Source organism: Pseudomonas fluorescens (assembly GCF_001307155.1).
GTDB lineage: Bacteria > Pseudomonadota > Gammaproteobacteria > Pseudomonadales > Pseudomonadaceae > Aquipseudomonas > Aquipseudomonas helvetica.
On record NZ_CP012830.1, the window covers coordinates 1,157,021 to 1,182,606 of the forward strand.

Sequence of the window (25,586 nt, forward strand, 5' to 3'; positions counted from 1 at the left end):
GAAAGAGCCTGCAATGCATCAATTGACTCTGGCCGAGATCGCCCGCGGACTCGCCGATAAAAAGTTTTCTTCCGAAGAGCTGACCAAAGTGCTGCTGGCGCGTATCGCCCAGCTCGACCCTCAGCTCAACAGCTTCATCAGCCTCACCGAAGACCTCGCACTCTCGCAGGCGAAAGCCGCGGACGTACGCCGGGCCAATGGTGAGAGCGGCGCCCTGCTCGGTGCGCCGATCGCTCATAAAGACCTGTTCTGCACCCAGGGCATCCGCACCAGCTGCGGCTCGAAGATGCTCGACAACTTCAAGGCGCCGTATGACGCCACCGTGGTCGCCAAGCTGGCCGCTGCCGGGGCCGTGACCCTGGGCAAGACCAACATGGACGAATTCGCCATGGGTTCGGCCAACGAGTCGAGCTACTACGGCGCGGTGAAAAACCCGTGGAACCTGGAGCACGTACCCGGCGGTTCGTCCGGCGGTTCGGCGGCGGCCGTTGCCGCTCGCCTGTTGCCAGCCGCAACGGCCACCGACACCGGCGGTTCTATCCGACAGCCGGCCGCCTTCACCAACCTCACCGGTCTGAAACCGACGTACGGTCGTGTTTCACGCTGGGGCATGATCGCTTACGCGTCCAGCCTCGATCAGGGTGGCCCATTGGCGCGCACCGCTGAAGACTGCGCGATCCTGCTGCAAGGGATGGCCGGTTTCGACCCGAAAGACTCCACCAGCATCGACGAACCCGTGCCGGATTACAGCGCTGGCCTCAACGGTTCGCTGCAAGGCCTGCGTATCGGCGTGCCGAAGGAATACTTCAGCGCAGGTCTCGACCCGCGTATCGCCGAGTTGATCCACAACAGCGTCAAGGAGCTGGAAAAGCTCGGCGCGGTGGTCAAGGAAATCAGCCTGCCGAACATGCAGCACGCAATTCCTGCGTACTACGTGATCGCCCCGGCCGAAGCCTCCTCCAACCTGTCGCGTTTCGACGGCGTGCGTTTCGGCTATCGCTGCGAAAACCCGAAAGACCTGACCGACCTGTACAAGCGTTCGCGCGGCGAAGGTTTCGGCCCGGAAGTGCAGCGTCGGATCATGGTCGGTGCCTACGCGCTGTCGGCCGGTTACTACGATGCCTACTACCTGAAGGCGCAAAAAATCCGCCGCCTGGTGAAAAACGATTTCATGGCAGCTTTTAATGAAGTCGACATCATCCTCGGCCCAACCACGCCGAACCCGGCCTGGAAACTCGGCGCCAAGAACAGCGACCCGGTCGCTGCGTACCTGGAAGACGTCTACACCATCACCGCCAACCTCGCGGGCCTGCCGGGCCTGTCGATGCCAGCCGGTTTCGTCGATGGTCTGCCGGTTGGCGTGCAATTGCTCGCCCCGTATTTCCAGGAAGGCCGTCTGTTGAACGTCGCCCACCAGTATCAGCTCAACACTGACTGGCACACCCGCACCCCGACAGGCTTCTGAGGAGAAACACATGCAATGGGAAGTCGTGATCGGGCTGGAGATTCATACCCAGCTCGCCACCCAATCGAAGATATTCTCCGGTAGCGCCACCACGTTTGGCTCTGAGCCCAATACCCAGGCCAGCCTGGTAGACCTGGGCATGCCCGGCGTACTGCCGGTGCTGAACCAGGAAGCGGTGCGCATGGCGGTGATGTTCGGCCTGGCGATTGACGCCGAAATCGGCCAGCACAACGTGTTCGCCCGCAAGAACTACTTCTATCCGGACCTGCCGAAGGGCTACCAGATCAGCCAGATGGAATTGCCGATCGTCGGCAAGGGCCACCTGGACATCCCGCTGGAAGACGGCACGGTCAAACGCGTCGGCATCACCCGCGCGCACCTGGAAGAAGACGCCGGTAAAAGCCTGCATGAAGAATTCAACGGCGCCACCGGCATCGACCTGAACCGTGCCGGCACGCCGTTGCTGGAGATCGTTTCCGAGCCGGACATGCGCAGCGCCAAGGAAGCCGTGGCCTACGTCAAGGCGATCCACGCGCTGGTGCGTTATCTGGGCATCTGCGACGGCAACATGGCCGAAGGTTCGCTGCGTTGCGACTGTAACGTGTCGATCCGTCCAAAAGGCCAGGTCGAGTTCGGTACCCGTTGCGAGATCAAGAACGTCAACTCGTTCCGTTTCATCGAGAAGGCGATCAACACCGAAGTGCGTCGCCAGATCGAACTGATCGAAGACGGCGGCAAGGTGATCCAGCAGACGCGCCTGTACGACCCGAACAAAGACGAAACCCGCGCCATGCGCAGCAAAGAGGAAGCCAACGACTACCGTTACTTCCCCGATCCGGACCTGTTGCCGGTGGTCATCGAGGACTCGTTCCTCAATGACATCCGCGCCACCCTGCCGGAACTGCCACCGCAAAAACGCGAGCGCTTCCAGGAGCAGTTCGGCCTGTCGGTCTACGATGCCAGCGTATTGGCCTCGAGCCGCGAGCAAGCGGACTACTTCGAAAAAGTCGTGAGTATCGCCGGTGACGCCAAACTGGCAGCCAACTGGGTCATGGTCGAACTGGGCAGCCTGCTGAACAAGCAAGGCCTGGAAATCGACGAAGCACCGGTCTCGGCCGAGCAGTTGGGCGGGATGCTGTTGCGCATCAAGGACAACACCATCTCCGGCAAAATCGCCAAGACCGTGTTCGAAGCCATGGCCAACGGCGAAGGCAGCGCCGACGAGATCATCGACAAGCGCGGCTTGAAGCAGGTCACCGACAGCGGCGCAATCTCGGCCGTACTCGATGAAATGCTCGCAGCCAATGCCGAACAGGTTGAACAGTACCGCGCGGCAGACGAAGCCAAACGCGGCAAGATGTTCGGCTTCTTCGTCGGCCAGGCGATGAAAGCCTCCAAAGGCAAAGCCAACCCGCAACAGGTCAACGAACTGCTGAAAAGCAAGCTCGAGGGCTGACCGGAATGGAGCCAGCTCTGACTACTGGCTCAATTCCCTGTGGGAGCGGGCTTGTTGTGGCGAGGGGGCTTGCCCCCGTTGGACTGCACAGCAGTCCCAAAACTTGGTGGCACGGTTTATCAGATACAACCGGAATCCAGGTTTTGGGGCTGCTTCGCAACCCAGCGCGGGCAAGCCCGCTCGCCACAACAGGCTCGCTCCCACATTTATTTGGGGAGCTCTTTCAATGAAACGTCTACTTGGCGCGTGCGCCCTGCTCTCTCTGCTGGCCGGTTGCGCCAGCACGGATGTCATCGATCCACACGGCTACGACAAGACCGGCGTGGCCTCGTACTACGGCGCCAAACACCAGGGTAAACGCACCGCCAGTGGCGAGCGTTTCAACGCCAATTCCCTGACCGCTGCCCATCGCCAATTACCCTTTGGTACCCGGGTGAAGGTCACCAACCTCAATAACGATAAATCCTGTGTCGTGCGGATCAACGATCGCGGGCCACACACCCGTGGGCGCCTGATCGATCTGTCTCGTGAAGCGGCCCAGCGGTTGGGCATGATGGGCAGTGGCACCGCGCGGGTTCGCGTGCAATCCCTCGACAACTGACAGACGGAGCCCAGGCCATTTTCGGACTTGCCGATTTACCACTGCTCAGCGTGCTGCAACTGTTCGGTGGCCTGGTCCTGCTGATCGCCGGCGCCGAGTTACTGGTCCGCGCCGCCGTGCGCCTGGCCGCACGCTTGAAGGTGCGACCGCTGATCATCGGCCTGAGCGTCGTAGCCCTGGGCAGCAGCGCGCCGCAAATGGCGATCAGCCTGCAAGCGACACTGATGCAAAACACCGACATCGCCGTCGGTAGCGTGATTGGCAGCAACATTTTCAACATCCTGGTCACCCTCGGACTCTCGGCGCTGATCATCCCGTTGCGGGTCTCCCGGCAATTGGTGCGCCTGGATATCCCGGTGATGATCGGCGCCAGCCTGCTGGTGTTCGCTCTTGCCTGGAATGAACGACTGACACCGCTCGACGGCACGATTCTGTTAGCTGCGCTGGTGCTGTACCTCGGGTTGTTGCTGCATCAGTCACGGCACTCGGTGCGCCCGCACACCACTCCGGCGGACAGCAACAACGCATCCGGCGCGCCGTGGTTGAGCAGCCTGTTGCTGATGCTCACGGGGCTGGCGTTGCTGGTGTTTGCCGGGCATCTGTTGCTCAGCGCAGCGGTTGAGGTGGCGACCGACCTCGGCCTGTCAGAACGCATTATCGGTTTGACCATCATTGCCGTCAGCACGTCGCTGCCGGAACTGGCCACCTCGCTGATCGCCGCCCTGCGTGGTCAGCGCGACATCGCCGTGGGCAACGTGATCGGCAGCAATCTGTTCAACCTGCTGGGCGTGCTGGGCGTCACCGCCCTGGTCGCGCCGACGCCGCTGTCGGTATCGCCCAACGCACTGGACTTCGACTTGCCGGTGCTGCTGGCGGTCAGCGTGCTGTGTTTGCCGATGTTCTATTCAGGCTACCGAATCACCCGCGCCGAAGGCCTGCTGTTTCTGGCCTTGTACCTGGCGTATGGACTGCATGTCGTGTCGTTTACCACGGGCATGCCACTGGCCGGCAAGCTTGAACACCTGATGCTGTTTTTCGTCCTGCCGGCGCTGGTGGCGTTTTTACTGTTTACGTCACTGCGCGCCTGGCACCGCCAACACCACAAGAGGGAATCGCCATGACCGACAAACCCGGCTCCAGCCAACCGACCGGCATTGAAGTACGGCGCCAGGTCATGGGCGACGCCTTCGTCGACCGTTCCATGGGCAATGCCACCGAGCTGACCCGACCGTTTCAGGAGTTCGTCAACGAACACGCCTGGGGCGCGGTGTGGAACCGCGGTGGTCTGGAATTGAAGACCCGCAGCCTGATCACCCTCGCGGCCCTGACCTCGCTCAAGTGCCCGCAAGAACTCAAAGGCCACGTGCGTGGCGCGCTGAACAACGGCTGCACGGTCGACGAGATCCGCGAAACGCTGATGCACTGCGCGGTCTACGCCGGCGTGCCAGCAGCGATGGAAGCGTTTCGGGCAGCGCAGGAAGTGATCGACAGTTACCAGAAGTCTGAGTAACAGGCTGGACGAATCCATTGTGGCGAGGGGGCTTGCCCCCGTTGGTCTGCGTAGCAGGCCCATCATGTGCAAATGGGCTCTGTCAGGAAAGTCACTGTCGCCGATTTTACGACCGCTACGCGGCCGAACGGGGCGGTGCGGCGTTCCGACAAGCCCCCTCGCCACAAGTTCCGGTTTGGCACAGAAGCGGCTAAATCCACCCGCCCCATTGCAACACAAAGATCCCGAGGTTGGTGGTGACCGCCGCCATCAACGTGGTGATGACGATGATCGCCGCCGCCAGTTCATGGTTGCCATTGGCCGCCCGGGCCATGACAAAACTGGCGGCGGCCGTCGGACTGCCGAAGTACAGGAACAAAATCCCCAACTCGGGACCACGAAAACCCCAGAGCCAGGCCCCCAGCGTGGCCAAAATCGGCAAGCCGATCATCTTTACCAGACTTGAACTCAACGCCAGGTCACCACTCTTGCGCAACGCCGCCAGCGACAGCGTGCCGCCAATGCAGATCAACGCCAGCGGCAAGGTCATCTGCGCCAGGTAGTTGCCGGACGTCTCCAGCCAGCCGGGTAAGCCGATCTTGAAATAGGCGAACGGCGCGGCGGATATCACACTGATGATCAACGGATTGCTGAGCACGCTTTTGCAGATGCTCCAGGGATCGGACTTGATCACCGGGCTGTACACCGCCAGCACGATGGTCGACAGCGTGTTGTAAAACAGGATCACCAGCGCGGCAAGAATCGCCCCGAGGGAAATTCCGTAGTCGCCGTACATGCTCGCCGCCAGCGCCAGGCCGATGACCCCGTTATTGCCGCGAAACGCACCCTGGGTGTAGATCCCGCGATCCTCGCGCGGGCAACGCCAGATCGCCCAGCCCCAGGCAATGGCGAAACACGCCAGGGTCGCCAGGACGAAATAGATCAGCAGCGCCGGCTTCAAGGCCGCGTGCAGGTCGGCGTGCACAATCCCGAGAAACAGCAGTGCCGGCATGGTGACGTTGAACACCAATGCCGAGGCGGTGTGGATAAAGTCGTCGTTGATCCAGTTGATGCGCTTGAGCAGAACGCCCAAAAACAACATGGCAAAGACTGGCGCGGTGATGGTCAGCGTTTCGAGAAAGATTGCCAGCATGCCGGGTGAACCTTGAGGGGCGTCGTTAGGGGGCTAATGATAAGCCACTGAAGACGCTGGCGTCTGGTAGACCGCCATCGCGGGCAAGCCTTGCTCCTACAATATTTTTGCCGGGCACAAAACGACGCTACAAAACTTGTAGGAGCAAGGCTTGCCCGCGATTGAGGTGACTCGGTCTCAGGTGATGGGCGCCGGGTTGAACAAGGTAATGTCGTTGTGCAGTTTGTGCTGCTCCGCCCAGGTCTGCTTCCTGCCACTGGCCACGTCCAGATAGAAGTGGAACAACTCCCAGCCCAATTCCTCGATGGATGCGCGCCCCGTGGCAATCCGCCCCGCATCAATGTCGATCAGATCCGGCCAACGCTGGGCCAGCTCGGTTCGGGTCGAGACCTTGACCACCGGCGCCATCGCCAGGCCATAAGGCGTGCCGCGCCCAGTGGTGAACACGTGCAGGTTCATCCCGGCCGCCAGTTGCAAAGTGCCGCAGACAAAATCACTGGCCGGCGTCGCACAAAAAATCAGCCCTTTGCGCTTGAACCGTTCGCCCGGGCCGAGCACGCCGTTGATCGCGCTGTTGCCGGATTTGACGATCGAGCCCAGGGATTTCTCGACAATGTTCGACAACCCGCCCTTCTTGTTACCCGGCGTGGTGTTGGCACTGCGATCCGCTTCGCCCTTGGCCAGGTAACGGTCGTACCAGTCCATTTCGCGCACCAGTTCCTGGGCGACTTGCTTGGTTTCTGCCCGCGAAGTCAGCAGGTAGATCGCGTCGCGCACTTCAGTGACTTCGGAAAACATCACCGTCGCCCCGGCCCTTAGCAACAAGTCCGAGGCATAACCCAGCGCCGGGTTGGCGGTGATCCCGGAAAACGCATCACTGCCACCGCACTGCATGCCGAGGATCAACTCGGACGCCGGTACGGTTTCGCGGCGACGCAGGTCGAGTTTCCTCAGACGGACTTCGGCCAACGCCATGATCTGTTCGATCATCTCGCCGAAACCGTGACTGGAGTCCTGCAAGCGATACAACCACGGCTCGCTGAGGTCCACCGAGCTGTCGTTCTCGTGCATCACCTGCCCGGCCTGCAATTTCTCGCAGCCCAGACTGATCACCAACGCTTCGCCGCCCAGGTTCGGGTTGCGCGCCAGATTGCGCACGGTGCGAATCGGGATGTAGGCGTCGGTGGCGGTAATCGCCACGCCGCAGCCGTAACTGTGGGTCAATGCGATCACGTCATCGACGTGCGGGTACTTGGGCAGCAACTCGTCCTTGATGCGCTTGACCGCATGGTCGAGCACCCCGGTGACGCATTGCACGGTAGTGGTGATCCCGAGAATGTTGCGCGTACCGACGGTGCCGTCAGCATTGCGATAACCCTCGAAGGTGAAGCCTTCCAGTGGCGCTTGAGCGGCCGGCACCTCGGTGGACAGCGGCAGGCTGTCCAGCGGCGGTGCGGTGGGCATGCGCAGTTGATCTTCCTTGACCCAACTGCCACGCGGGATCGACTGCAAGGCGTAACCGATGGTCTGGCCGTAACGGATCACCTGGCCGCCTTCGGGGATATCCTCCAGCGTTACTTTGTGGCTCTGCGGCACGAACTCCACGGTCACCAAGCCGTCCGGGAATTCAGTGCCGGCCGGTACGCCCTGGTCATTGACCACGATCACCACGTTGTCGCGCTCGTGCAGCCGGATGTAGCGCGGCGAGTCGGAATGTTCAATCAACTGCATGACGCCGCTCCTCAGGAATGCGCTTGAGACAATTTGTTAGTCAGTTGGGAGTCATTGGCGGGTGGCTCTTTGAGTACCACGCGCTTGATCGGGCCGACGATCACCAGATAGCTGAACACCGCGACCAGCGCGTTGCAGCCGACAAACACCAGCGCCCATTTGAAGGAGCCGGTGGTACTGATGATGTAGCCAATCACGATCGGTGTAGTGATCGACGCGATATTGCCGAACATGTTGAACAGCCCGCCACTCAAGCCCGCGATCTGTTTTGGCGAGGTATCGGAAACCACCGCCCAACCCAATGCGCCCACACCTTTGCCGAAGAAGGCCAGGGCCATGAAGCCCACGACGATCCATTCAATGTTCACGTAGTTGCAGGCCACAATGCTGGTCGACAGCAACAGCCCACCGATGATCGGCGCCTTGCGGGCGAAGGTCAGCGAGTGGCCCTTGCGCAGCAGATAGTCGGAAATGAGTCCGCCCAGCACCCCACCGATAAACCCGCAGATCGCCGGCAGTGAGGCAATGAAACCGGCTTTGAGAATGGTCATGCCGCGTTCCTGCACCAGGTACACCGGGAACCAGGTCAGGAAGAAATAAGTGATGCCGTTGATGCAGTACTGGCCCAGGTACACGCCAAGCATCATGCGGTTGCTCAGCAGTTGGCGCACGTAATCCCACTTCGGCCCGTCGCTGCGCTTGCCCCGGTCCTGATCCATGTCGACCAGGCCGCCGTTGTCGGCGATGTGTTTGAACTCGGAGTCATTGATCATCGGGTGCTGGCGCGGGCTGTGGATAATTTTCAACCAGATCAGCGAGAACACGATGCCGATCCCGCCCATCACCATAAACACGTGCTGCCAGCCAAAGCTGTAGACGATCCAGCCCATCAGCGGCGCGAAGATCACCGTGGCGAAGTATTGCGCGGAGTTGAAGATCGCCGAGGCGGTCCCGCGTTCGGCGGTTGGAAACCAGGCCGCAACGATGCGTGCATTACCGGGGAAGGATGGCGCTTCGGCCAGGCCCACCAGAAAGCGCAACACGAACAGCGCGACGATGGCGGTGGAGACACCGAACTCACCGACATAGCCTTGCAGCACGGTGAACAGCGACCAGGTGAAGATGCTCAGCGCATAGACTTTTTTCGAGCCGAAGCGATCGAGCAGCCAGCCGCCGGGGATCTGACCGGCGACGTAGGCCCAACCGAATGCGGAGAAAATATAGCCGAGGGTGACGGCGTCGATGCCCAGGTCTTTTTGCAGGCTGGAGCCGGCAATGGCGATGGTGGCACGGTCGGCGTAGTTGATCGTGGTCACCAGAAACAGCATGAGCAGGATTAAATAGCGGACGTGGGTCGGCTTGGTCGCTTGCATGTAGATGTACTCCCACTAATTATTTTTTTTGCGGGTAATCGTTTTGTTTTTTGCTTTCTGTGGGAGCGAGCAAGCTCGCTTCCACAGAGAGCGGTGTTGCGTGTTACGAACCGATATAGGAAGTCTTCACCACGGTGTAGAACTCCTGCGCGTAGCGACCTTGCTCCCGCGATCCATAGGATGAACCTTTTCGGCCACCAAAAGGCACGTGGTAATCCACGCCGGCAGTCGGCAGATTGACCATCACCATCCCGGCCTGGGAGTGGCGCTTGAAGTGGTTGGCGTACTTCAGCGAGGTGGTGGCGATACCCGCCGACAAACCGAACTCGGTGTCATTGGCCATCGCCAGCGCCGCGTCGTAATCGGCCACCCGAACGATGTTCGCCACCGGGCCGAAGATCTCTTCGCGGCTGATACGCATGGCCGCTTCGCTGTCGGCAAACAGCGTTGGCGCCAGGTAATAGCCTTCGGTGTCACAGGTCACCAGGCCACCACCGCTGACCAGTCGCGCACCTTCGGACTGGCCGATGTCGATGTACTTCAAGTCCTGTTCCAGTTGTGCCTGGGAAACCACCGGGCCGATATCGGTGCCGCTCTTCAAGGCATGCCCGACCTTGATCGACTTCATCCGCTCAGCCATGGCCTCGACAAATTTGTCGTGAATCCCGGCGGTGACGATCAAGCGGCTCGAGGCCGTGCAACGCTGGCCAGTGGAATAAAACGCGCTCTGCACCGACAGTTCGACAGCTTGCTTGAGGTCGGCATCGTCGAGAATGATCTGCGGGTTCTTGCCGCCCATTTCCAACTGCACCTTGGCCTGACGCGACACACAGTTGACCGCGATCTGCCGGCCTACGCCCACCGAGCCGGTGAAGCTGATGCCATCGACTTTCGGGCTGTTGACCATGGCGTCGCCGATCACTCGACCGCTGCCCATCACCAGGTTGAACACCCCGGCCGGGAAACCTGCCCGGGAAATGATTTCAGCCAGCGCCCAGGCGCAACCGGGCACCAGTTCTGCCGGCTTGAGCACCACGCAGTTGCCGTAGGCCAAGGCCGGGGCGATTTTCCACGCCGGGATCGCAATCGGGAAGTTCCACGGCGTGATCAAACCCACCACGCCAAGGGCTTCGCGGGTGACTTCGACGTTGACGCCAGGACGCACCGACGGCAGGTAATCGCCGGACAAGCGCAGGCACTCACCCGCAAAGAACTTGAAGATGTTGCCGGCACGAGACACCTCGCCGATGGCCTCTGGCAAGGTCTTGCCCTCCTCCCGCGCCAGCAAGGTGCCGAGTTCTTCGCGACGCGCGAGGATTTCGCTGCCGACTTTATCCAGCGCATCGCTACGGGCCTGAATGCCTGAGGTCGACCAGGCCGGGAAAGCAGCACGAGCCGCGTCGATGGCGGCGTTCACCTGAGCCAGGTCCGCCTTGGCGTATTCGCCAATGACATCGGACAACTCGGACGGGTTGATATTGATCGAGTACTCGGCACCCGCGACCCATTGGCCGCCAATGAAGTTGTCGAATCGTTTTACGTCTGCCACAGCGCTTTCCCCTTAACAGAAGTTCTTACACAAAAAGCCGCCGATTGCTCAGCGGCCCTGGTTGATTCAGCGGGTTATTGCGCGCCTTGCTTGTCCATCAACGCCGCGAGCATTTCGAACTCTTCTGGCGTCAGGTCAGTCAGCGGGGTACGTACGGGACCGGCATCGTAGCCGGCGATTTTCGCGCCCGCCTTGACGATGCTCACCGCGTAACCGGCCTTGCGGTTACGGATGTCCAGGTAAGGCAGGAAGAAGTCATCGATCAGTTTGCCGACGGTAGCGTGATCGTCGCGGGCGATGGCGTGGTAGAAATCCATCGCCATTTTCGGCAGGAAGTTGAACACCGCCGAGGAATAGACCGGAACGCCCAGCGCCTTATAAGCCGCGGCATAGACTTCGGCTGTCGGCAGACCACCCAGGTAGCTGAAGCGATCACCGAGACGGCGACGGATCGACACCATCAACTCGATATCACCCAGACCATCCTTGTAGCCGATCAGGTTCGGGCAGCGTTCAGCCAGGCGTTCCAGCAGCGGCGCGGTCAGGCGGCAGACGTTACGGTTGTAGACGATTACACCGATCTTGACCGATTTGCACACGGCTTCAACGTGAGCGGCAACGCCGTCCTGACTGGCTTCAGTCAAGTAGTGCGGCAGCAGCAGCAAGCCTTTGGCGCCCAGGCGCTCGGCTTCTTGAGCGTATTCGATGGCCTGACGGGTCGAACCACCGACACCGGCCAGAATCGGCACGCTGCTGGCGCAGGTGTCTACAGCCGTCTTGATCACTTCAGAATATTCGCTGGCCGCCAGGGAGAAGAACTCACCGGTGCCGCCTGCGGCGAACAAGGCCGAAGCGCCGTATGGGGCCAGCCATTCGAGACGTTTGATATAGCCCGCGCGATGGAAATCGCCCTGAGCATTGAAATCGGTAACCGGGAAGGACAGCAAACCGGAGGAGAGGATGGACTTCAGTTCTTGTGGATTCATTATTCGAACACCCTGGACGCACGTTGTGATGAGAAAACCTGCTCAGCTCTCGCCGAAGTTGTAAGTCATCGTACAACTTAAAATACGACCGTCAACTGCATTTCATCGCCAGATGGAAAATCCGGGTAAGAAAAAGCACTTCCTTGACGTAGGAGATTTTGCAGCTATGCTCGACAACAACTGTATATACATACAGCTATTAGAGACGCAACCTACGACATATCAAGGAGCTAGAAATGTCAGGTCTACACACCCAATCGCAGGAAAACCTCAATCATGACGACCGGATCATTGCCGATCTGGATCAGCTGTTCAGCGAACGTGGCATTGCCATTTCCGATGACGGCGATCACCTGATACTGCTGACTCACAGTCAACACAGCCCCAAACATCACACACCGGGTCTGGCTGGAAAATCGCTGAACACCGAGCCAGCACCGCGCTTCGAAGGCGGCGAACACACCGCCATCGGCGATGCCACCCTGCTGCGCTTCGTCAAGGACGCACCGGCCATTGCGGCCTGGCAAGTGCCATTGCACCTGCCCAATGGCCTGGCACTGAGCTACGGCCAAATCGTTTCGCTAGGCGGTGATTTCTACGGCATTCCCGACCAGCCAATCTGCGATGGCGCGACCCCGGTTGATCGCATCCAGCGTTTTACTGCCGCGTTCAACTCACTGGCCGTACTGCCGGCGTCACGAGCAGAAGCCGGGTTGATTCTCGGCGTGATGCAGAAGGAAATCGCTGCCGCCAATCAGGCGATCAGGGACGGCAAACAACCCCACGAGGCCTACGACGCACTCGGTGATACGTTGTCCGAAGAGTGGAACAAAATCACCGGCGGCGGCAGTTTCGTCTCAGCACTGTTCCCCTTGGGGCGCTATCTGAAACTGGCGGCGAACAACGCCGATCACTTCGGTGAATGGGCGTTGCTGGCGTACATCGCCGGGCACACCGCCGCCCTGCAACAGGCTGTTCTGGCCCACAACAGTGGCGATGAAAAGCAGTTGGAACTGGCCTACGCAATGAACGCATTTGCCGACCATTACCTGACCGACCTGTTCTCTGCCGGCCATCTGCGAATCCCGCGCAAACAACTGGCAGCAGCGGTTACGCCGAGTGACCTGGGTTCGCTGATCACCCGTTTCATGCACGACGAAGACAGCAAATACGGCCTCAACGTGAACAACGCCAACGGTGATCAGTGGCATGCCTACGGCGACAAACGCTACTTCGACTCGGTCGACAGCGCCAACCGCAAACAGGTCAAACTCGCGGTCCAGCGCTCGGCCGACGAAGTCTTCGATACGTTCCTCAGCGGTTCACTGCCCGCGCCGTCCAGCTACGTTGCGCTGAAGTATCTGCCTGACCTCAACTCCGTGAAAAAACCGGCGGGCAACTTCTCCGGATTATTTGTTCTGGATGGCAACAAGGTGCTGCGTCGCAGCGACGTCAACAACCTCAACGACAGCAGCAAGATCGACAACTGGTGGGGCTGGAGCACTTACTTGCTGCTCAAGGACTACACACCGAACAAACCGGCCGGCTACCTGGAATCCCCAGCCACAGCGCCGACGATCCGGGCTGACGGCTGGCAGAGCCAAACGCCCGGCGAACCCAACTGGTTGCCAGGCAATGCCGTGCGTTACGCCTTCAGCTACACCAACGGCTTGAATGAGTCCTACATCGGCCCTTGGTCGAATTACGCGGAGTTGAGCGAACGCTTTCAGCCAACGCTGAACGTGCCGGGCAACGGCGCCTCACGCAACATTTTCCGCCAGTTTCGCGGCGGCTCACCCGAGCTGATCGGCTCGATCGACGCGCACACCAGCACCTTCATTGACCGTAACGCCTGATAAGGAAATCACCGATGACTATCAACCTGACACTCGAACTGGCCTCGGGCCAATCCCTCAACGGCGCACCGCTGGAACTGCTGGCCAATGGCGTGCCGGTTGCCCGGGCGACTGTGGATGACAAGGGCCACGTGGCGTTTGATGCCAAGCCCGGAGCCGGGACACTGGCGGTGAGGGTGGATCGTTCGATCCTCAAGACTGGCTGAAGTTATAGCGAGATGGCTGCCGGCCCTTTCGCAAGCAAGCGAACGTCGCCCGGCCCTTCCCATATTTGATCGTTGTCATACACAGCATCTGAGTACGACTTCAATCCAGTGTGAGAAGGGCCGGGCGACGTTCGTTTGCTCGTGAATGCAGTCTGCCGGACGACACCCTTCTTGCAGCTGGACCTCTGAAGACCGACCACTCGTCGAACCTGTAATTTCTGACAGTAGGCGGACTTGAGCGGCTGTGACCTAAATAGCTCGGGAGTTAACAGAACGGCTCCTTCAGCGCAGCGTTCAAAGCGGCGCTTATCAAACGGTTTGAAACATCATTAAAGGGATTTTGATCATGACTGCACAGCAGAAGGTTCTGCCCGCTCCCACCCTTGAAGAAGCGGTCGACGATATTCTTTACGTCCACAAACTAAAAGACGCAGCCCATGGCGTGGTTCCGCCGAACACCGGCATGAAGGTAGGCGCAATAGTCGTGTTTAAGGTTCAGCCATCTCATGGCAATGCATGGAGTAGTGAGCGGCACGTCGTAACTGATCCAAGCAAGCCCATCACTTTCGCAATTCCGAAGCACGTGTTTGAAAAGAACCTGTTCCCCGACGCCACGGCAATACTTCATTACAGCGTCAAAGACCAGTCTGGCAATGTGGTCGTATCTTCAGTCTTGACCATCAAAGTCGAAGAATAACCAGTCCCGCCTCAGCGCTGCGCTTCTGCCTCTTCATGGGCATGGCGCAGTCGTTCGCGGCTGTTGGTCAGGTGCAGGCGCATGGCCGCTCGGGCCGCGTCCGAATCCTGGCGGGCGATGGCGTCGTAGATTTCTTCGTGCTCACGCGCCAGGCGATTCATGTAGTGCTGCTGGTCATCGTGGGCCAGCCGCGCAGAATTGAGCCGGGTACGCGGAATGATGCTGGTGCCCAGGTGGGTCATGATGTCGGTGAAGTAGCGGTTGCCGGTGGCCAGGGCAATCTGCAAATGGAACTGGAAGTCCGATGCCACCGCATCGCCGGCGTGGGCCGCGCTTTCGTTGAGGGCATCCAGAGCTGCGCGCATCAAGGCCAACTGTTCGGGGCTGCGGCGTTGCGCGGCCAAACCTGCGGACTCCACTTCCAGGCTGATGCGCAACTCCAGGATCGCCAGCACATCGCGCAAGGTCACCACGGTCGCCGGATCGATGCGAAAGCCGCTTGGGCTCGGCGTGTCGAGCACAAACGTGCCGATGCCATGACGGGTTTCAACCTGCCCCGCCGCCTGCAAACGCGATATCGCTTCACGCACCACGGTGCGGCTGACGCCATGTGCTTCCATGATCGCCGACTCGGTGGGCAACTTGTCGCCACGCTTGAGCATGCCGTCGCGAATCTGCTCGGACAGCACCGTAACCAATTCCTGCGCGAGGCTGCGGCGCTTGCGCGGAAGACGGGGGGCGTCGATCGGGTTTTCCATGGTGAACATCAGTCTCAGGCAAACGGTGGTGAACGCATCATAGCGCAGCGCAGTTGTACGATCACTGCCGGTGAACTTCGCCCCGTAGGAGCAAGCGAGACAGTGTTTACGCGGTAACGGTCTGCTCCAGCAGATGCCCGCTGTCGATCCGCACATGCCGTGGATGGAAACGTTTCAGGCTGCTGCGATGGCCGACGCTGACGATGCTCAGGCCTGGCAAGTGATCGATCAGTGCCTGATACAGCGACGCTTCATCCTCTTCGTCCATCGCCGAAGTCGCTTCATCCATGTACAGCCATTGCGGCGCGTAGAGCAGCGCTCGGGCAAACGCCAGACGTTGCTGCTCACCCGGTGAGAGCATTCGCTGCCAGTGATTGGCTTCGTCGAGACGGGAAACCAGATGCGGCAAACGGCAGGTTTCCAGCACACGCGCGTAGTGCTCGTGCGTGTAGGTGTCGCCGGCCTGTGGATAACTCAGGGCGTCACGCAGGCTGCCAATCGGCAGATACGGCTTTTGCGGGAGGAACAGATAACGCGCAGCCGGCAGTCGGATGTTGCCGTGCCCCGCAGGCCAAAGGTGTCCCATCGCCCGCAGCAAGGTGGATTTGCCACTGCCGGAACGACCGCTGAGCATGACGCGCTCGCCCGCCTCTACCGTCATGTCGGCATTAGTCAGCAAGTGACGACCGTCGGCCAGGTCCAGACCCAGGTTGTGGATCTTCAGCTCCGAGCCCTGATTCTGCACGTCGATGGCCGGCTGGCGCTCTTCGTTTTCGCTCATGGCCTGACGGAAACTCAGCAAACGGTCGCAGGTGGCGCGCCACGAGGCGAGGTCCTGGTACGCACTGATGAACCAGCTGAAACTCTCCTGCACGTTGCCGAAGGCCGAACTGATTTGCATCAGTTCACCGAGTTCGATCTTGCCGGCAAAGTAGCGCGGCGCAGCGACCATGAAGGGGAAGATAATCGCGATCTGGCCGTAACCGGAGGTAAAGAAGGTCAGGCGCTTGGACACTTTCATGATGTCCCAGAAGTTGTGCCAGACCCTGCCAAACCGTGTGCTCAAGCGCTGATGTTCGTTCGGTTCGCCGTTGTACAGGGCGATACTCTCGGCGTTTTCACGCACCCGGACCATGGAAAAACGCAGGTCGGCTTCGAAGCGTTGTTGTTGGTTATTCAGACCGATCAAGCGGCGACCGATCAAATGCGTCAGCCAGCTGCCAACCGTCGCATAGACCAGCACGCACCAGAACATGTAGCCGGGAATGGTAAAGCCAAACACCTCGATACTGCCCGACACCCCCCACAGGATGATCGAGAACGACACCAGGTTGACGATATTGCGGATCAGGCCCAGCCCCAAAGCCAGGGTGTTGGACGTGAAGTTGTTAAGGTCTTCGGAAATCCGCTGGTCCGGGTTATCGGTGTAACCGCCCTGCTCCAGCTGGTAGTAATTCTTGTCGCCGAGCCAACGGGCGAAGTGCTTCTCGGTGAGCCAGGCCCGCCAGCGAATGGTCAGCATCTGGGTCAGGTAGAGCCGGTACACCGCACCGACAATCGCCACCGCGGCAATCGCGCTGAAATACAGGATCAGATGCCAGAACGCCGCTTCGTCCTTCTTTTGCAGGGCGTTGTAGAAGTCCTTGTACCAGGTGTTGAACCACACCGAGATCCCCACGCTGATCAGCGATAGCACGATCACCGCAACCAGCAGTGCCCAGGCCGTACCCTTCTCTTCACTGCGCCAGTACGGCGTGATCATCTGCCAGACACGGCGAAAAAACTGCCCGCGCACACTGTCGTTGACCGCGGAATATTCAGCGTTCTGATTCATGGTTCAGACTCGATAAAGAAAAGAACAGGCACAAGCCGATCATAGATGATCGGCTCGGGTTGTCGCGAGGCCTGGCGATAACCGTTCAGCGCCGGTTCAGCGACGAACGGGACGCTTCTGCAGTTTGCGCTGCAGGGTGCGCCGGTGCATGCCCAGGGCGCGGGCAGTGGCGGAGATGTTGCCTTCATGCTCGGTCAGCACGCGCTGGATGTGCTCCCATTGCAGGCGGTCCACCGACATCGGGTTTTCCGGCACCAGGGTATCAAGGTCGGCGTGTTCTGAGAGCAAAGCGGCCAGCACGTCATCGGCGTCGGCCGGTTTGCACAGGTAGTTGCAGGCACCGCGTTTGATCGCCTCGACGGCAGTAGCAATGCTCGAGTAACCGGTGAGGATCACCACGCGCATTTCCGGGTCGAGTTCGAGCAGCTTGGGCAGCAGCACCAGGCCCGAATCGCCGTCCATTTTCAGGTCCAGCGCGGCAAAATCAGGCAGATCGGCCTGAGCGATGGTCAGGCCTTCTTCGGCAGAGCCTGCGGTGCTGACCCGAAAGCCACGGCGGCTCATGGCGCGGGCCATGACACGGGTGAATGTTGCGTCGTCGTCTACCAGCAACAAATGCGGCAGCTCTTCGCCTTCGACTTGGATCTCGTCACTCATGTTCGTCTCCTCGGGCGACACGGGGCAGGCGCAGCTCGGTGAGCGTACCGCCTTCCTCATGACTGTAGAGTTTCACTGAGCCGCCAGCGCGTGTCACGCTGGCCTTGCTCAAAAACAGGCCCAGGCCGAAACCTTTGCCCTTGGTGGTAAAAAACGGTTTGCCGATCTGTTCGGCAATCGCCAGCGGCACACCGGCGCCATGGTCGCGAATACTGATGGTCAGCTCGACGGAATCCCAGTTCAGCGTCACTTCCAGCCCTTCGGGGCAGGCATCGGCGGCGTTGTTCAGTAAGTTCAGCAAGGCTTGGGTCAAGTCTGGCGGCGGCGCCAGACGCGGCTCATCGCCAAGTCCCAGGCGCCGCAAGCGGTAGGTCGCTTCGGGACGCATCAGGTGCCAGCGGTTAAGCGCTTCATCGAGCCAGACGCTGACGCCCTGCACCTCCACCGCCAGCCGACGATTGGCTTCGGCGGCGCGAACCAGCTGTTGCAAAGTCTCCTTGCACAGCTTCACCTGATCCTGAAGCACCCTCAAGTCATCTTGCAGCAACGGGTCGTGATGATCCTGCTGCATTTCCTTGAGCAGCACGCTCATGGTCGCCAGCGGCGTACCCAGTTCGTGAGCGGCGCCAGCGGCCTGAGTCGCCACGGCCAGCAATTGTTGATCGCGCAGACCTTCTTCCCGACGAATCGCCCGCAGTTCTTCCTGGCGGCGCAACTCTTCGGCCATCCGCGCAGCAAAGAAGGTAATCACCGCAGCGGCCAAGGCAAAACTCAGCCACATGCCGTAGATCTGCATCTTTTCCCGGTACATCGGGAATGTTTCCAGCGGGTAAAACTGCGCCAGTAACAAGGTGTACATCGCCAGCGCGATGCCCGAGAGAATCACCGAATAACGCCACGGCAGCGTGACGGCAGCGATGGTCAGCGGCACCAGGTAATAGGAAACGAACGGGTTGGTCGAACCACCGGAGAAATACAGCAGCGCACTGTGGATAAACAGGTCGCAGGCCAGTTGCACGGCGTATTCGAGCTCGGTGACCGGCCACGAAGTGCGCAAGCGGATCGCGGTAAAGGCACACAACAGCATCGAGCAAACGAGGGTCGCCGCCAGTTGAAACCACGGCAGCGGCAACAGGTTGAACCAGTAGGCGAGCCCCACCGAACCGGCCTGAGCGGCCAGCACCAGGGTGCGGATGAACGTCAGTCGCCAGAGGTTCTGGCGAGTCGCGGAAAGCAGTTGTACGGGGGCGAGCATGAGCTCTCCTGATGAGCGCTCCAGGCGGATCGCGTCGAGTATAACCAAGCGAGGGCCCCGACAGGCAAAAGTGCGGCAAAGCGCCACAGGACATTGAAGATCCATTGTGGTGAGGGGGCTTGCCCCCGATGGACTGCGAAGCAGGCCCAAAACCTGTCGACTGGGTATATCTGGAGAACCGCGTACACAGGATTACGACTGCTTCGCAGCCGAGCGGGAGCAAGCTCCCTCGCCACAAAAGCTCTTCTGCCAAGGGGAACGGTAGGCGGTCAGATCTGTATAGAAGTTGTAATCGGGTGAACCCGACAATAAAAGCTACAGTCTGATGGTTTCACGCAGGCTCGGACCATAACCCCTGCGCATCATCCAAGGAGCTTTCATGAACACATTGCGCCGCAGCGCCGCCCTTCTCGCCCTCAGTGTCGGCACCGTTGCCAGCCTGCCGGCATTGGCCGCCGACGAACTTCACTACAACCAGATTTCCCTGCGCGCCGAAGTCAGTCAGGAAGTGGCCCGCGACCTGATGATCGTGACCCTCTACACCGAAGAACAAAACACCGACCCGGCGAAACTCGCCGCCGACGTCAGTACCACCATGAACAAGGCGCTGGCCCAGGCCAAACAGGTCAAGGACATCACCCTGCGTCAGGGCAGCCGTCACAGCTACCCGATCTACGACACCAAGGGCCAGAAGATCACTGGCTGGCGTGAACGTGCCGAACTGCGCCTGGAAAGCTCGAACTTCGCGGCGCTGTCCACGCTCACCGGCGAACTGCTGACCGACCTGAAAATGGGCGGCATGGACTTCGCCATCGCCACCCCGACCCGCAAGGCCAGCGAAGATGCGCTGCTCAAGGAAGCCGTCACCGCCTTCAAGGCCCGCGCCCAACTGGCCACTGATGCACTGGGCGGCAAGGGTTACAAAATCGTCAACCTGAACCTCAACAGCAACGGTTATCCACAGCCTTACCTGCGTGCGCCAATGATGATGAAAGCCGCGGGCATGGACTCGGCACCGGTGACCCCGGATGTCGAAGCCGGCACCAGCCAGGTCAACATGACCGCCGATGGCTCGATTGAAGTGTTGATGCCTTGAAGTTGAGGTGGGTCAGCCAGCCTTCCGCTGACTGACCCACTGTGCCCTACTTGACCTGGTACTCCGCTGGCTCCGGCACATCGAAATCATCCAGCGCCCTGTCCACCAGCAACTGCACGCCATCCACCAGCCGACAAATCGCCAGCGCCACATGGCGCCGCGAACCTTCGATCTCGAACGCCAGGTCGGCGGCCATGACTTTCACCGACGCCAGGTCTTCCGAGGCGTTGGCCAACAGGCTTTCAGTGCCCACATCAGGGGCGACACTGAATAACCGGTCGGAACGCAAATCGCTGAAGCGCAGTTTGGCGAGCGTCGGTTTCAGGTAGTGATCCAGTGCCCGGTGGGCAGCATCGTGGAGCTTTTTGGAATCAAGGGATTCGTACGGGGAAACGTCGTCGGGTGCGGGGGGATCGGGGATTAACTTGTCCATGCAGATGCTCCTTACTCGCAAATTGGAGCCATCTTTTGCCATTTCCACACGGCAAATAGGTGGCGGCTATACGTGGGGTGGAAAACGGGACAGTAGGACCCCGGTCAGACCGAAGTCTGCCCACGCACAGCCGCCATGACGCTCTTCTTGCCGACGAGAGAATACATCGGCAACGATTGCGGTGGTGAGGCTATACGCCTACTGAGATTCCAGGTTTCCACACCTGATCGCTGATTTTGCAGCGACAACCAAAGGTTAGGCGCAGCCCCAAACCCAACGCAACCGCCACAACTCGTCGGAACAATCGCCCTCATGCCTTCGGCTGACAGCGCTTTTTGTAGGAGTCGCTGGTGTTGTAAACGTTAATGTCGGCATGCCAACGAATCGGATCATCCCTACATCCGTCACCGAATCTCCCGGCATCATTTCCTGAGTCCACTCGCCACAGTCGCCCGTTTCCACGGAACGGGACACGGGCGTGACCAAACTCATCCCCAAAAGCCAACTCGCCGGCCGGCGCGGCCAGCGCGGCCAGGTGCTCGACAGCAGCCAGGCGGCCTACGACCTGCGCCAGGCCCTGAGTTCTCCAGACAATCTGCAAGGCTTCGACGACCTGCTGAGCTCCGTCGGCGCCCATCGCTCCAACTACATGCAGACCGCCCATCAGAAAAAACTCATCGACGCCGTCAGCAGCGGCGACTGGGTGATGGTGGCACCACGCGTCGCCCCCGATAACGGCGGCGCCTCGTGGAATGCGTACAAGCCTAAATCCGAACCGCCACCGGCGCAGCATCTGGTCGAAGAACACGCCTTCACTCTGCCCCAACCGGTCGAATCAGGGTTTCACGTCATCCAGCGGCCGATGAGTCTCGAAACACTGGAACGCTCACTGTACGAAAACCCGCCCAGCGATGCCTTGCGCAAAGTGTTCCGCTCGCTCAACCGGCATCTCGGCGAACAGGTGAAGCCCGGGCAGATGGTGATCTTCAGCGATCCTCGGCATTACATGTGTCGCCGGGAGGAGGCGCAATTGATGATCGCTGCAAATAAGGTCAACGAAGCGCTCAAGGATCTTAGCGATGAAGAAGCTTCGTTCATGGTTGAGCATCATGAGGTGATTGAGCCGTTTCTTGAGGTGTCGGCGGGGTCGTTGGGTGTGGCTTCTTTCATGATCGGGCAACATCTGGAAACGCTGAAAATCACACTGAAACACTTCGAGGAGCTGCATCAACAGCACTACCGCCAATACGGTCACCTGCACTCACCAGAGTTCTTTGCCCAACGCAAACGCCTGATGGCAAAGCTGGATGCCAGTCTGGGACCTTTGGTGCGCAAGGGCATCGGAATTCCAGATCATCCCAAGCTCAAACGTGCGCTGGGGCTGTCGTCTCGTAGAACGATTCACCATTGGAATAAGGCAGGAGCGCCGGCGCAGTTGCCGGGTTATGCCACGAACATTGAAGGAGTAGCACGGGCCGCGAGGTTCATGCAGGCAGGAGGATATGTCGGCATCGGCTTAGCGACAGGGGCCTCAGCTATGCGAATCAATGAAGTCTGTCGCACCGGAACCAACGAAGAGTGCCGGAAGGTGAAACTCATAGAAGGAGGAAAGTTGGCCGGCAACGTTGGAGGCTCAGCCATCGCGGGTGCTTATGCCGCACCTGTCACAATGGAGTATTGTGCGGGTTTGGCGCTGAAAACTCGCGGAATTGGAGGCGTAATATGCGTCTTGGTTTTAAGTGGCGCGACAGCATCTGTTGGAGGAAATCTAGGCTCGAAAGCCCTGGAATCCGCCGGTGAAATCATTTACGAAGCTACAACGCCATGAATGAAACGAAGTTGCTTTACGCGGCTGTTGCTGTTGTCTTGTTCACGCTGATTTTTATCAACTTGGCCGTCATGGCGTACGTGAGCCTTTTCAAACTCGACGAAATTGAGTCTCACCTCACGCACTGTTATCTCGTTCAAAGCAACCGCCGGGATATGGGCAATGGCTTATACGGCCGCAGGTACAGACTCAGCCAAATCACTGCAATACTTCGCGGGCGCGCTTCTGTGTTGCTAATAAACAACCCGCAGGCGCTTGAAGACATCAGGCGCTTTCCCCCGCATCTACGACGCTGGGTCATTATTCCGTTTCGAATGGCGGCTTTTTCTTTCGGCGGTGTACTTGTTCTAGGGGTATTGAGCGAATGCCTATAGAAGCCGAATCGTCGTATGGGTCCCGCACCGGTCACTCCGGATGTCGAAGCCGGCACCAGCCAGGTCAACATGACCGCCGATGGCTCGATTGAAGTGTTGATGCCTTGAAGTTGAGGTGGGTCAGCCAGCCTTCCGCTGACTGACCCACTGCGCCCTACTTGACCTGGTACTCCGCTGGCTCCGGCACATCGAAATCATCCAGTGCCCTGTCCACCAGCAACTGCACCCCATCCACCAGCCGACAAATCGCCAACGCCACATGGCGCCGCGAACCTTCGATCTCGAACGCCAGGTCGGCGGCCATGACCTTCACCGACGCCAGGTCTTCCGAGGCATTGGCCAACAGGCTTTCAGTGCCCACATCAGGGGCGACACTGAATAACCGGTCGGAACGCAAATCGCTGAAGCGCAGTTTGGCGAGCGTCGGTTTCAGGTAGTGATCCAGCGCCCGGTGGGCAGCATCGTGGAGCTTTTTGGAATCAAGGGATTCGTACGGGGAAACGTCGTCGGGTGCGGGGGGATCGGGGATTAACTTGTCCATGTGAATACTCCACTCATTTTGGGAGCCATCTCTTGCCGATCTCACTCGGCGAAGGGGTGGCAGCTGTGTGCGGTGTGAGATTACCGGGAGTAGAACCGGCCAGACCGAAGCCTGCCCGCACACAGTCGCCATAAAGCATTGCGAACAGCGGATAAGCTGGCGGCAATTATGGTGGTACTGGCACTCGATTCATACTCTTTGCCGGGATCTCACTCCCGTTCGCTGAGTTTTCAGCGACAGCCAAAGGTTAGGCGCAGCCCCAAACCCAACGCAACCGCCACAACTCGTCGGAACATTCGTCCTCATGCCCTCGGCTGACAGCGCTTTTTGTAGGAGCGAACTCTGTTGTTACCGTAAATGTCGGTAACGAATGGGTGGCGGCTCCGTTTGACAGAGGCCTGTGTATGCCCAAACAGAGGGGTCCCCCTAACAAACTGATATTTCCGCGCTCCCCGTCAACAACGCTACTCTCCAGAAAAAGCCGCCGCCAAACCCTCGGGGACTCCATGGATAGAACCACCGTCAAACCGCTTCTGCTTGCCCTCACCCTCGCCACCATCGCCCCATTCGCCCAGGCCGCGACGACCCTGGTCTACTGCTCCGAAGCCAGTCCTGCCGGGTTCGACCCGAGCCAGTACACCAGCGGCACGGATTTCGATGCCTCGGCCGAAACAGTCTTCAACCGTCTCACCCAGTTCAAACGCGGTGGCACCGAAGTCGAGCCGGGGTTGGCAACGAGTTGGGAGGTCTCCAAAGACGGCCTGACCTACACTTTCCACCTGCGTGACGGGGTGAAGTTTCATACCACCGACTACTTCACGCCGAGCCGCGATTTCAATGCGAACGATGTGCTGTTCACCTTCCAGCGCTTGCTCGACCCTGAAAACCCGTTTCGCAAGGCCTACCCCACCGAGTCGCCGTACTTCACCGACATGGACCTGAACACCACGATCAAAAGTGTCGATAAGCTCGATGAGCATACGGTGCGCTTCAGCCTGAACAACATCGACGCCGCGTTTGTGCAGAACCTGGCGATGAGCTTCGCCTCGATCCAGTCCGCCGAGTACGCCGACAAGTTGCTCAAAGAAGGCAAAGCCGCCGACCTCAACCAGAAGCCGGTCGGCACCGGGCCCTTTGTGTTCAAGCGTTATCAGAAGGACTCGCAGATCCGCTACAGCGCCAACCGCGCCTACTGGAAACCCGAGGATGTGAAACTCGACAACCTGATTTTCTCGATCACCCCGGATGCCGCCGTGCGCCTGCAAAAGCTCAAGACCGGCGAGTGCCAGGTCAGCGGTTATCCGCGACCGGCCGACATCGAGGTGATGGAGCAGGACCCGAATCTGCGGGTGCTCAAGCAAGCCGGTTTCAACCTTGGCTTCTTGGCCTACAACGTATCCCACCCGCCACTGGACCAGCTCAAGGTTCGCCAGGCGCTGGACATGGCCATCGATAAGCCGGCGATCATCAAGGCCGTCTATCAAAGCGCCGGGCAACTGGCGCAGAACGCCCTGCCGCCAGCGCAATGGTCGTATGACCCGACCATCAAGGACGCACCCTACGACCCGACCAAGGCAAAGGCGCTACTAAAAGAAGCAGGGGTTGCCCCCGGTACCACCATCAATTTGTGGGCAATGACCGTGCAGCGGGCGTCCAACCCGAACGCGCGAATGTCGGCACAGATGATCCAGCAGGACTGGGCCAAGGTCGGCATCACGGCCAACATTGTCAGCTATGAATGGGGCGAGTACATCAAGCGCGCCAAGAACGGCGAGCACGACGCGATGATCTACGGCTGGACCGGCGACAACGGTGACCCGGACAACTGGCTCGGCGTGCTCTACAGCTGCGCCGCCGTAAAAGGTAGCAACTACGCCAAGTGGTGCGACCCGGCGTACGACAAGCTGGTTCAGCAGGCCAAGGTCTCCACTGACCGTGACGAGCGGGTCAAGCTCTATCAACAGGCACAAAAAATCCTTAAGCAACAAGTGCCTATCACACCGATCGCCAACTCGACGGTTTTTCAACCTCTGCGCAAGGAAGTTTCCGACTTCAAGATCAGCCCGTTCGGCCTCACACCCTTTTATGGCGTGGGTATAAATAAGTAACACCACGCTCCGGCCGGGTGCGCCAGGCGCCCTGGCCGCACCTCAATGGTGCGTCGTTTGCACCGAGAAATACGACCGCAAACGGTCAAATGCGTCAACTTTTATACATATGCGACATTTAGGTACGTTCGTGCCACTGT

General features: G+C 59.6%; 23 protein-coding genes. 12 read left to right on the forward strand and 11 right to left on the reverse strand.

Going from position 1 to position 25,586, the window contains the following annotated elements:
- The first annotated feature begins 13 nt into the window (after nucleotides 1-13).
- The 5 genes from gatA to AO353_RS05280 all read left to right on the forward strand — a co-directional run bounded on the left by gatA (nucleotide 14) and on the right by AO353_RS05280 (nucleotide 5,032).
- Nucleotides 14-1,465: an Asp-tRNA(Asn)/Glu-tRNA(Gln) amidotransferase subunit GatA gene (gene gatA, locus AO353_RS05260; RefSeq protein ID WP_054594006.1), complete on the forward strand. Its 1,452-nt coding sequence runs from the start codon at nucleotides 14-16 to the stop codon at nucleotides 1,463-1,465.
- A gap of 10 nt (nucleotides 1,466-1,475) precedes the next feature.
- The gene (gene gatB, locus AO353_RS05265) at nucleotides 1,476-2,921 is read left to right on the forward strand and encodes an Asp-tRNA(Asn)/Glu-tRNA(Gln) amidotransferase subunit GatB (protein WP_054594007.1); all 1,446 of its coding nucleotides are present in this window, start codon (nucleotides 1,476-1,478) and stop codon (nucleotides 2,919-2,921) included.
- Between the two features lie 226 nt (nucleotides 2,922-3,147).
- On the forward strand, nucleotides 3,148-3,522 hold the full coding sequence (locus AO353_RS05270; protein ID WP_054594008.1) for a septal ring lytic transglycosylase RlpA family protein: 375 nt from the start codon (nucleotides 3,148-3,150) through the stop codon (nucleotides 3,520-3,522).
- Nucleotides 3,523-3,572: 50 nt separating this feature from the next.
- Nucleotides 3,573-4,643 carry a calcium/sodium antiporter gene (locus AO353_RS05275; protein ID WP_054594009.1) on the forward strand — a complete coding sequence of 357 codons (1,071 nt, stop codon included), beginning with the start codon at nucleotides 3,573-3,575 and terminating at the stop codon, nucleotides 4,641-4,643.
- Nucleotides 4,640-5,032, forward strand: coding sequence for a carboxymuconolactone decarboxylase family protein (locus AO353_RS05280; protein WP_054594010.1), 393 nt, complete (start codon nucleotides 4,640-4,642; stop codon nucleotides 5,030-5,032). The genes AO353_RS05275 and AO353_RS05280 overlap by 4 nt, the downstream gene beginning before the upstream one ends.
- A gap of 190 nt (nucleotides 5,033-5,222) precedes the next feature.
- On the opposite strand, the gene AO353_RS05285 is transcribed toward AO353_RS05280, so the two are convergent.
- The 5 genes from AO353_RS05285 to kdgD form a co-directional block, all read right to left on the reverse strand.
- On the reverse strand, nucleotides 5,223-6,164 hold the full coding sequence (locus tag AO353_RS05285) for an AEC family transporter (protein WP_054594011.1): 942 nt from the start codon (nucleotides 6,162-6,164) through the stop codon (nucleotides 5,223-5,225).
- Between the two features lie 177 nt (nucleotides 6,165-6,341).
- A complete protein-coding gene (gene garD / locus AO353_RS05290) occupies nucleotides 6,342-7,895 on the reverse strand; it encodes a galactarate dehydratase (protein ID WP_054594012.1) in 1,554 nt (517 codons plus the stop codon).
- Nucleotides 7,896-7,906: 11 nt separating this feature from the next.
- Nucleotides 7,907-9,268, reverse strand: coding sequence for an MFS transporter (locus AO353_RS05295; RefSeq protein ID WP_054594013.1), 1,362 nt, complete (start codon nucleotides 9,266-9,268; stop codon nucleotides 7,907-7,909).
- Nucleotides 9,269-9,371: 103 nt separating this feature from the next.
- Nucleotides 9,372-10,817 (reverse strand): aldehyde dehydrogenase family protein, encoded by a 1,446-nt coding sequence (locus tag AO353_RS05300; protein WP_054594014.1) that lies wholly within the window; start codon nucleotides 10,815-10,817, stop codon nucleotides 9,372-9,374.
- Nucleotides 10,818-10,891: 74 nt separating this feature from the next.
- Nucleotides 10,892-11,803, reverse strand: coding sequence for a 5-dehydro-4-deoxyglucarate dehydratase (kdgD, locus tag AO353_RS05305; protein ID WP_054594015.1), 912 nt, complete (start codon nucleotides 11,801-11,803; stop codon nucleotides 10,892-10,894).
- A gap of 236 nt (nucleotides 11,804-12,039) precedes the next feature.
- On the opposite strand from kdgD, the gene AO353_RS05310 reads away from it, so the two are divergent.
- The 3 genes from AO353_RS05310 to AO353_RS05320 all read left to right on the forward strand — a co-directional run bounded on the left by AO353_RS05310 (nucleotide 12,040) and on the right by AO353_RS05320 (nucleotide 14,562).
- Complete coding sequence (locus tag AO353_RS05310; RefSeq protein WP_054594016.1) at nucleotides 12,040-13,659, forward strand: hypothetical protein; 1,620 nt, start codon at nucleotides 12,040-12,042, stop codon at nucleotides 13,657-13,659.
- 14 nt (nucleotides 13,660-13,673) lie between these two features.
- Complete coding sequence (locus tag AO353_RS05315) at nucleotides 13,674-13,865, forward strand: hypothetical protein (RefSeq protein ID WP_054594017.1); 192 nt, start codon at nucleotides 13,674-13,676, stop codon at nucleotides 13,863-13,865.
- A gap of 346 nt (nucleotides 13,866-14,211) precedes the next feature.
- Complete coding sequence (locus AO353_RS05320) at nucleotides 14,212-14,562, forward strand: hypothetical protein (protein WP_054594018.1); 351 nt, start codon at nucleotides 14,212-14,214, stop codon at nucleotides 14,560-14,562.
- Between the two features lie 11 nt (nucleotides 14,563-14,573).
- Here the strand turns inward: AO353_RS05320 and AO353_RS05325 are convergent, their stop codons facing one another.
- The 4 genes from AO353_RS05325 to AO353_RS05340 all read right to left on the reverse strand — a co-directional run bounded on the left by AO353_RS05325 (nucleotide 14,574) and on the right by AO353_RS05340 (nucleotide 19,066).
- Nucleotides 14,574-15,320 carry a FadR/GntR family transcriptional regulator gene (locus AO353_RS05325; protein ID WP_054598177.1) on the reverse strand — a complete coding sequence of 249 codons (747 nt, stop codon included), beginning with the start codon at nucleotides 15,318-15,320 and terminating at the stop codon, nucleotides 14,574-14,576.
- 106 nt (nucleotides 15,321-15,426) lie between these two features.
- A complete protein-coding gene (locus AO353_RS05330) occupies nucleotides 15,427-17,154 on the reverse strand; it encodes an ABC transporter ATP-binding protein/permease (protein WP_054594019.1) in 1,728 nt (575 codons plus the stop codon).
- Nucleotides 17,155-17,250: 96 nt separating this feature from the next.
- Nucleotides 17,251-17,811, reverse strand: coding sequence for a response regulator transcription factor (locus AO353_RS05335; protein ID WP_054594020.1), 561 nt, complete (start codon nucleotides 17,809-17,811; stop codon nucleotides 17,251-17,253).
- Entirely contained in the window at nucleotides 17,804-19,066 is a 1,263-nt protein-coding gene (locus AO353_RS05340) for an ATP-binding protein (RefSeq protein ID WP_054594021.1), read from the reverse strand. The genes AO353_RS05335 and AO353_RS05340 overlap by 8 nt, the downstream gene beginning before the upstream one ends.
- 379 nt (nucleotides 19,067-19,445) lie before the next feature.
- Here AO353_RS05340 and AO353_RS05345 point away from each other — a divergent pair, with 379 nt between their 5' ends.
- Nucleotides 19,446-20,162, forward strand: a complete 717-nt coding sequence (locus tag AO353_RS05345; protein ID WP_054594022.1) for an SIMPL domain-containing protein — start codon at nucleotides 19,446-19,448, stop codon at nucleotides 20,160-20,162.
- Nucleotides 20,163-20,208: 46 nt separating this feature from the next.
- On the opposite strand, the gene AO353_RS05350 is transcribed toward AO353_RS05345, so the two are convergent.
- A complete protein-coding gene (locus tag AO353_RS05350) occupies nucleotides 20,209-20,595 on the reverse strand; it encodes a DUF6124 family protein (protein WP_054594023.1) in 387 nt (128 codons plus the stop codon).
- 478 nt (nucleotides 20,596-21,073) lie between these two features.
- On the opposite strand from AO353_RS05350, the gene AO353_RS05355 reads away from it, so the two are divergent.
- The gene (locus AO353_RS05355; RefSeq protein WP_054594024.1) at nucleotides 21,074-22,423 is read left to right on the forward strand and encodes a hypothetical protein; all 1,350 of its coding nucleotides are present in this window, start codon (nucleotides 21,074-21,076) and stop codon (nucleotides 22,421-22,423) included.
- The gene (locus tag AO353_RS05360) at nucleotides 22,420-22,797 is read left to right on the forward strand and encodes a hypothetical protein (protein WP_054594025.1); all 378 of its coding nucleotides are present in this window, start codon (nucleotides 22,420-22,422) and stop codon (nucleotides 22,795-22,797) included. The genes AO353_RS05355 and AO353_RS05360 overlap by 4 nt, the downstream gene beginning before the upstream one ends.
- Nucleotides 22,798-22,951: 154 nt before the next feature.
- Here the strand turns inward: AO353_RS05360 and AO353_RS05365 are convergent, their stop codons facing one another.
- Nucleotides 22,952-23,338: a DUF6124 family protein gene (locus AO353_RS05365; RefSeq protein ID WP_054594023.1), complete on the reverse strand. Its 387-nt coding sequence runs from the start codon at nucleotides 23,336-23,338 to the stop codon at nucleotides 22,952-22,954.
- 506 nt (nucleotides 23,339-23,844) lie between these two features.
- Here AO353_RS05365 and AO353_RS05370 point away from each other — a divergent pair.
- Entirely contained in the window at nucleotides 23,845-25,446 is a 1,602-nt protein-coding gene (locus AO353_RS05370; RefSeq protein WP_054594026.1) for an ABC transporter substrate-binding protein, read from the forward strand.
- The last annotated feature ends 140 nt before the right edge of the window (nucleotides 25,447-25,586 follow it).

Excerpts from the sequence above, each read along its gene's own strand:
- gatA (WP_054594006.1), top strand. The coding sequence starts at position 14 with ATGCATCAATTGACTCTGGCCGAGATCGCCCGCGGACTCGCCGATAAA.
- gatB (WP_054594007.1), top strand. The coding sequence starts at position 1,476 with ATGCAATGGGAAGTCGTGATCGGGCTGGAGATTCATACCCAGCTCGCC.
- AO353_RS05270 (WP_054594008.1), top strand. The coding sequence starts at position 3,148 with ATGAAACGTCTACTTGGCGCGTGCGCCCTGCTCTCTCTGCTGGCCGGT.
- AO353_RS05280 (WP_054594010.1), top strand. The coding sequence starts at position 4,640 with ATGACCGACAAACCCGGCTCCAGCCAACCGACCGGCATTGAAGTACGG.
- AO353_RS05285 (WP_054594011.1), bottom strand. The coding sequence starts at position 6,164 with ATGCTGGCAATCTTTCTCGAAACGCTGACCATCACCGCGCCAGTCTTT.
- garD (WP_054594012.1), bottom strand. The coding sequence starts at position 7,895 with ATGCAGTTGATTGAACATTCCGACTCGCCGCGCTACATCCGGCTGCAC.
- AO353_RS05295 (WP_054594013.1), bottom strand. The coding sequence starts at position 9,268 with ATGCAAGCGACCAAGCCGACCCACGTCCGCTATTTAATCCTGCTCATG.
- kdgD (WP_054594015.1), bottom strand. The coding sequence starts at position 11,803 with ATGAATCCACAAGAACTGAAGTCCATCCTCTCCTCCGGTTTGCTGTCC.
- AO353_RS05310 (WP_054594016.1), top strand. The coding sequence starts at position 12,040 with ATGTCAGGTCTACACACCCAATCGCAGGAAAACCTCAATCATGACGAC.
- AO353_RS05315 (WP_054594017.1), top strand. The coding sequence starts at position 13,674 with ATGACTATCAACCTGACACTCGAACTGGCCTCGGGCCAATCCCTCAAC.
- AO353_RS05320 (WP_054594018.1), top strand. The coding sequence starts at position 14,212 with ATGACTGCACAGCAGAAGGTTCTGCCCGCTCCCACCCTTGAAGAAGCG.
- AO353_RS05325 (WP_054598177.1), bottom strand. The coding sequence starts at position 15,320 with ATGGAAAACCCGATCGACGCCCCCCGTCTTCCGCGCAAGCGCCGCAGC.
- AO353_RS05330 (WP_054594019.1), bottom strand. The coding sequence starts at position 17,154 with ATGAATCAGAACGCTGAATATTCCGCGGTCAACGACAGTGTGCGCGGG.
- AO353_RS05335 (WP_054594020.1), bottom strand. The coding sequence starts at position 17,811 with ATGAGTGACGAGATCCAAGTCGAAGGCGAAGAGCTGCCGCATTTGTTG.
- AO353_RS05340 (WP_054594021.1), bottom strand. The coding sequence starts at position 19,066 with ATGCTCGCCCCCGTACAACTGCTTTCCGCGACTCGCCAGAACCTCTGG.
- AO353_RS05345 (WP_054594022.1), top strand. The coding sequence starts at position 19,446 with ATGAACACATTGCGCCGCAGCGCCGCCCTTCTCGCCCTCAGTGTCGGC.
- AO353_RS05350 (WP_054594023.1), bottom strand. The coding sequence starts at position 20,595 with ATGGACAAGTTAATCCCCGATCCCCCCGCACCCGACGACGTTTCCCCG.
- AO353_RS05360 (WP_054594025.1), top strand. The coding sequence starts at position 22,420 with ATGAATGAAACGAAGTTGCTTTACGCGGCTGTTGCTGTTGTCTTGTTC.
- AO353_RS05365 (WP_054594023.1), bottom strand. The coding sequence starts at position 23,338 with ATGGACAAGTTAATCCCCGATCCCCCCGCACCCGACGACGTTTCCCCG.
- AO353_RS05370 (WP_054594026.1), top strand. The coding sequence starts at position 23,845 with ATGGATAGAACCACCGTCAAACCGCTTCTGCTTGCCCTCACCCTCGCC.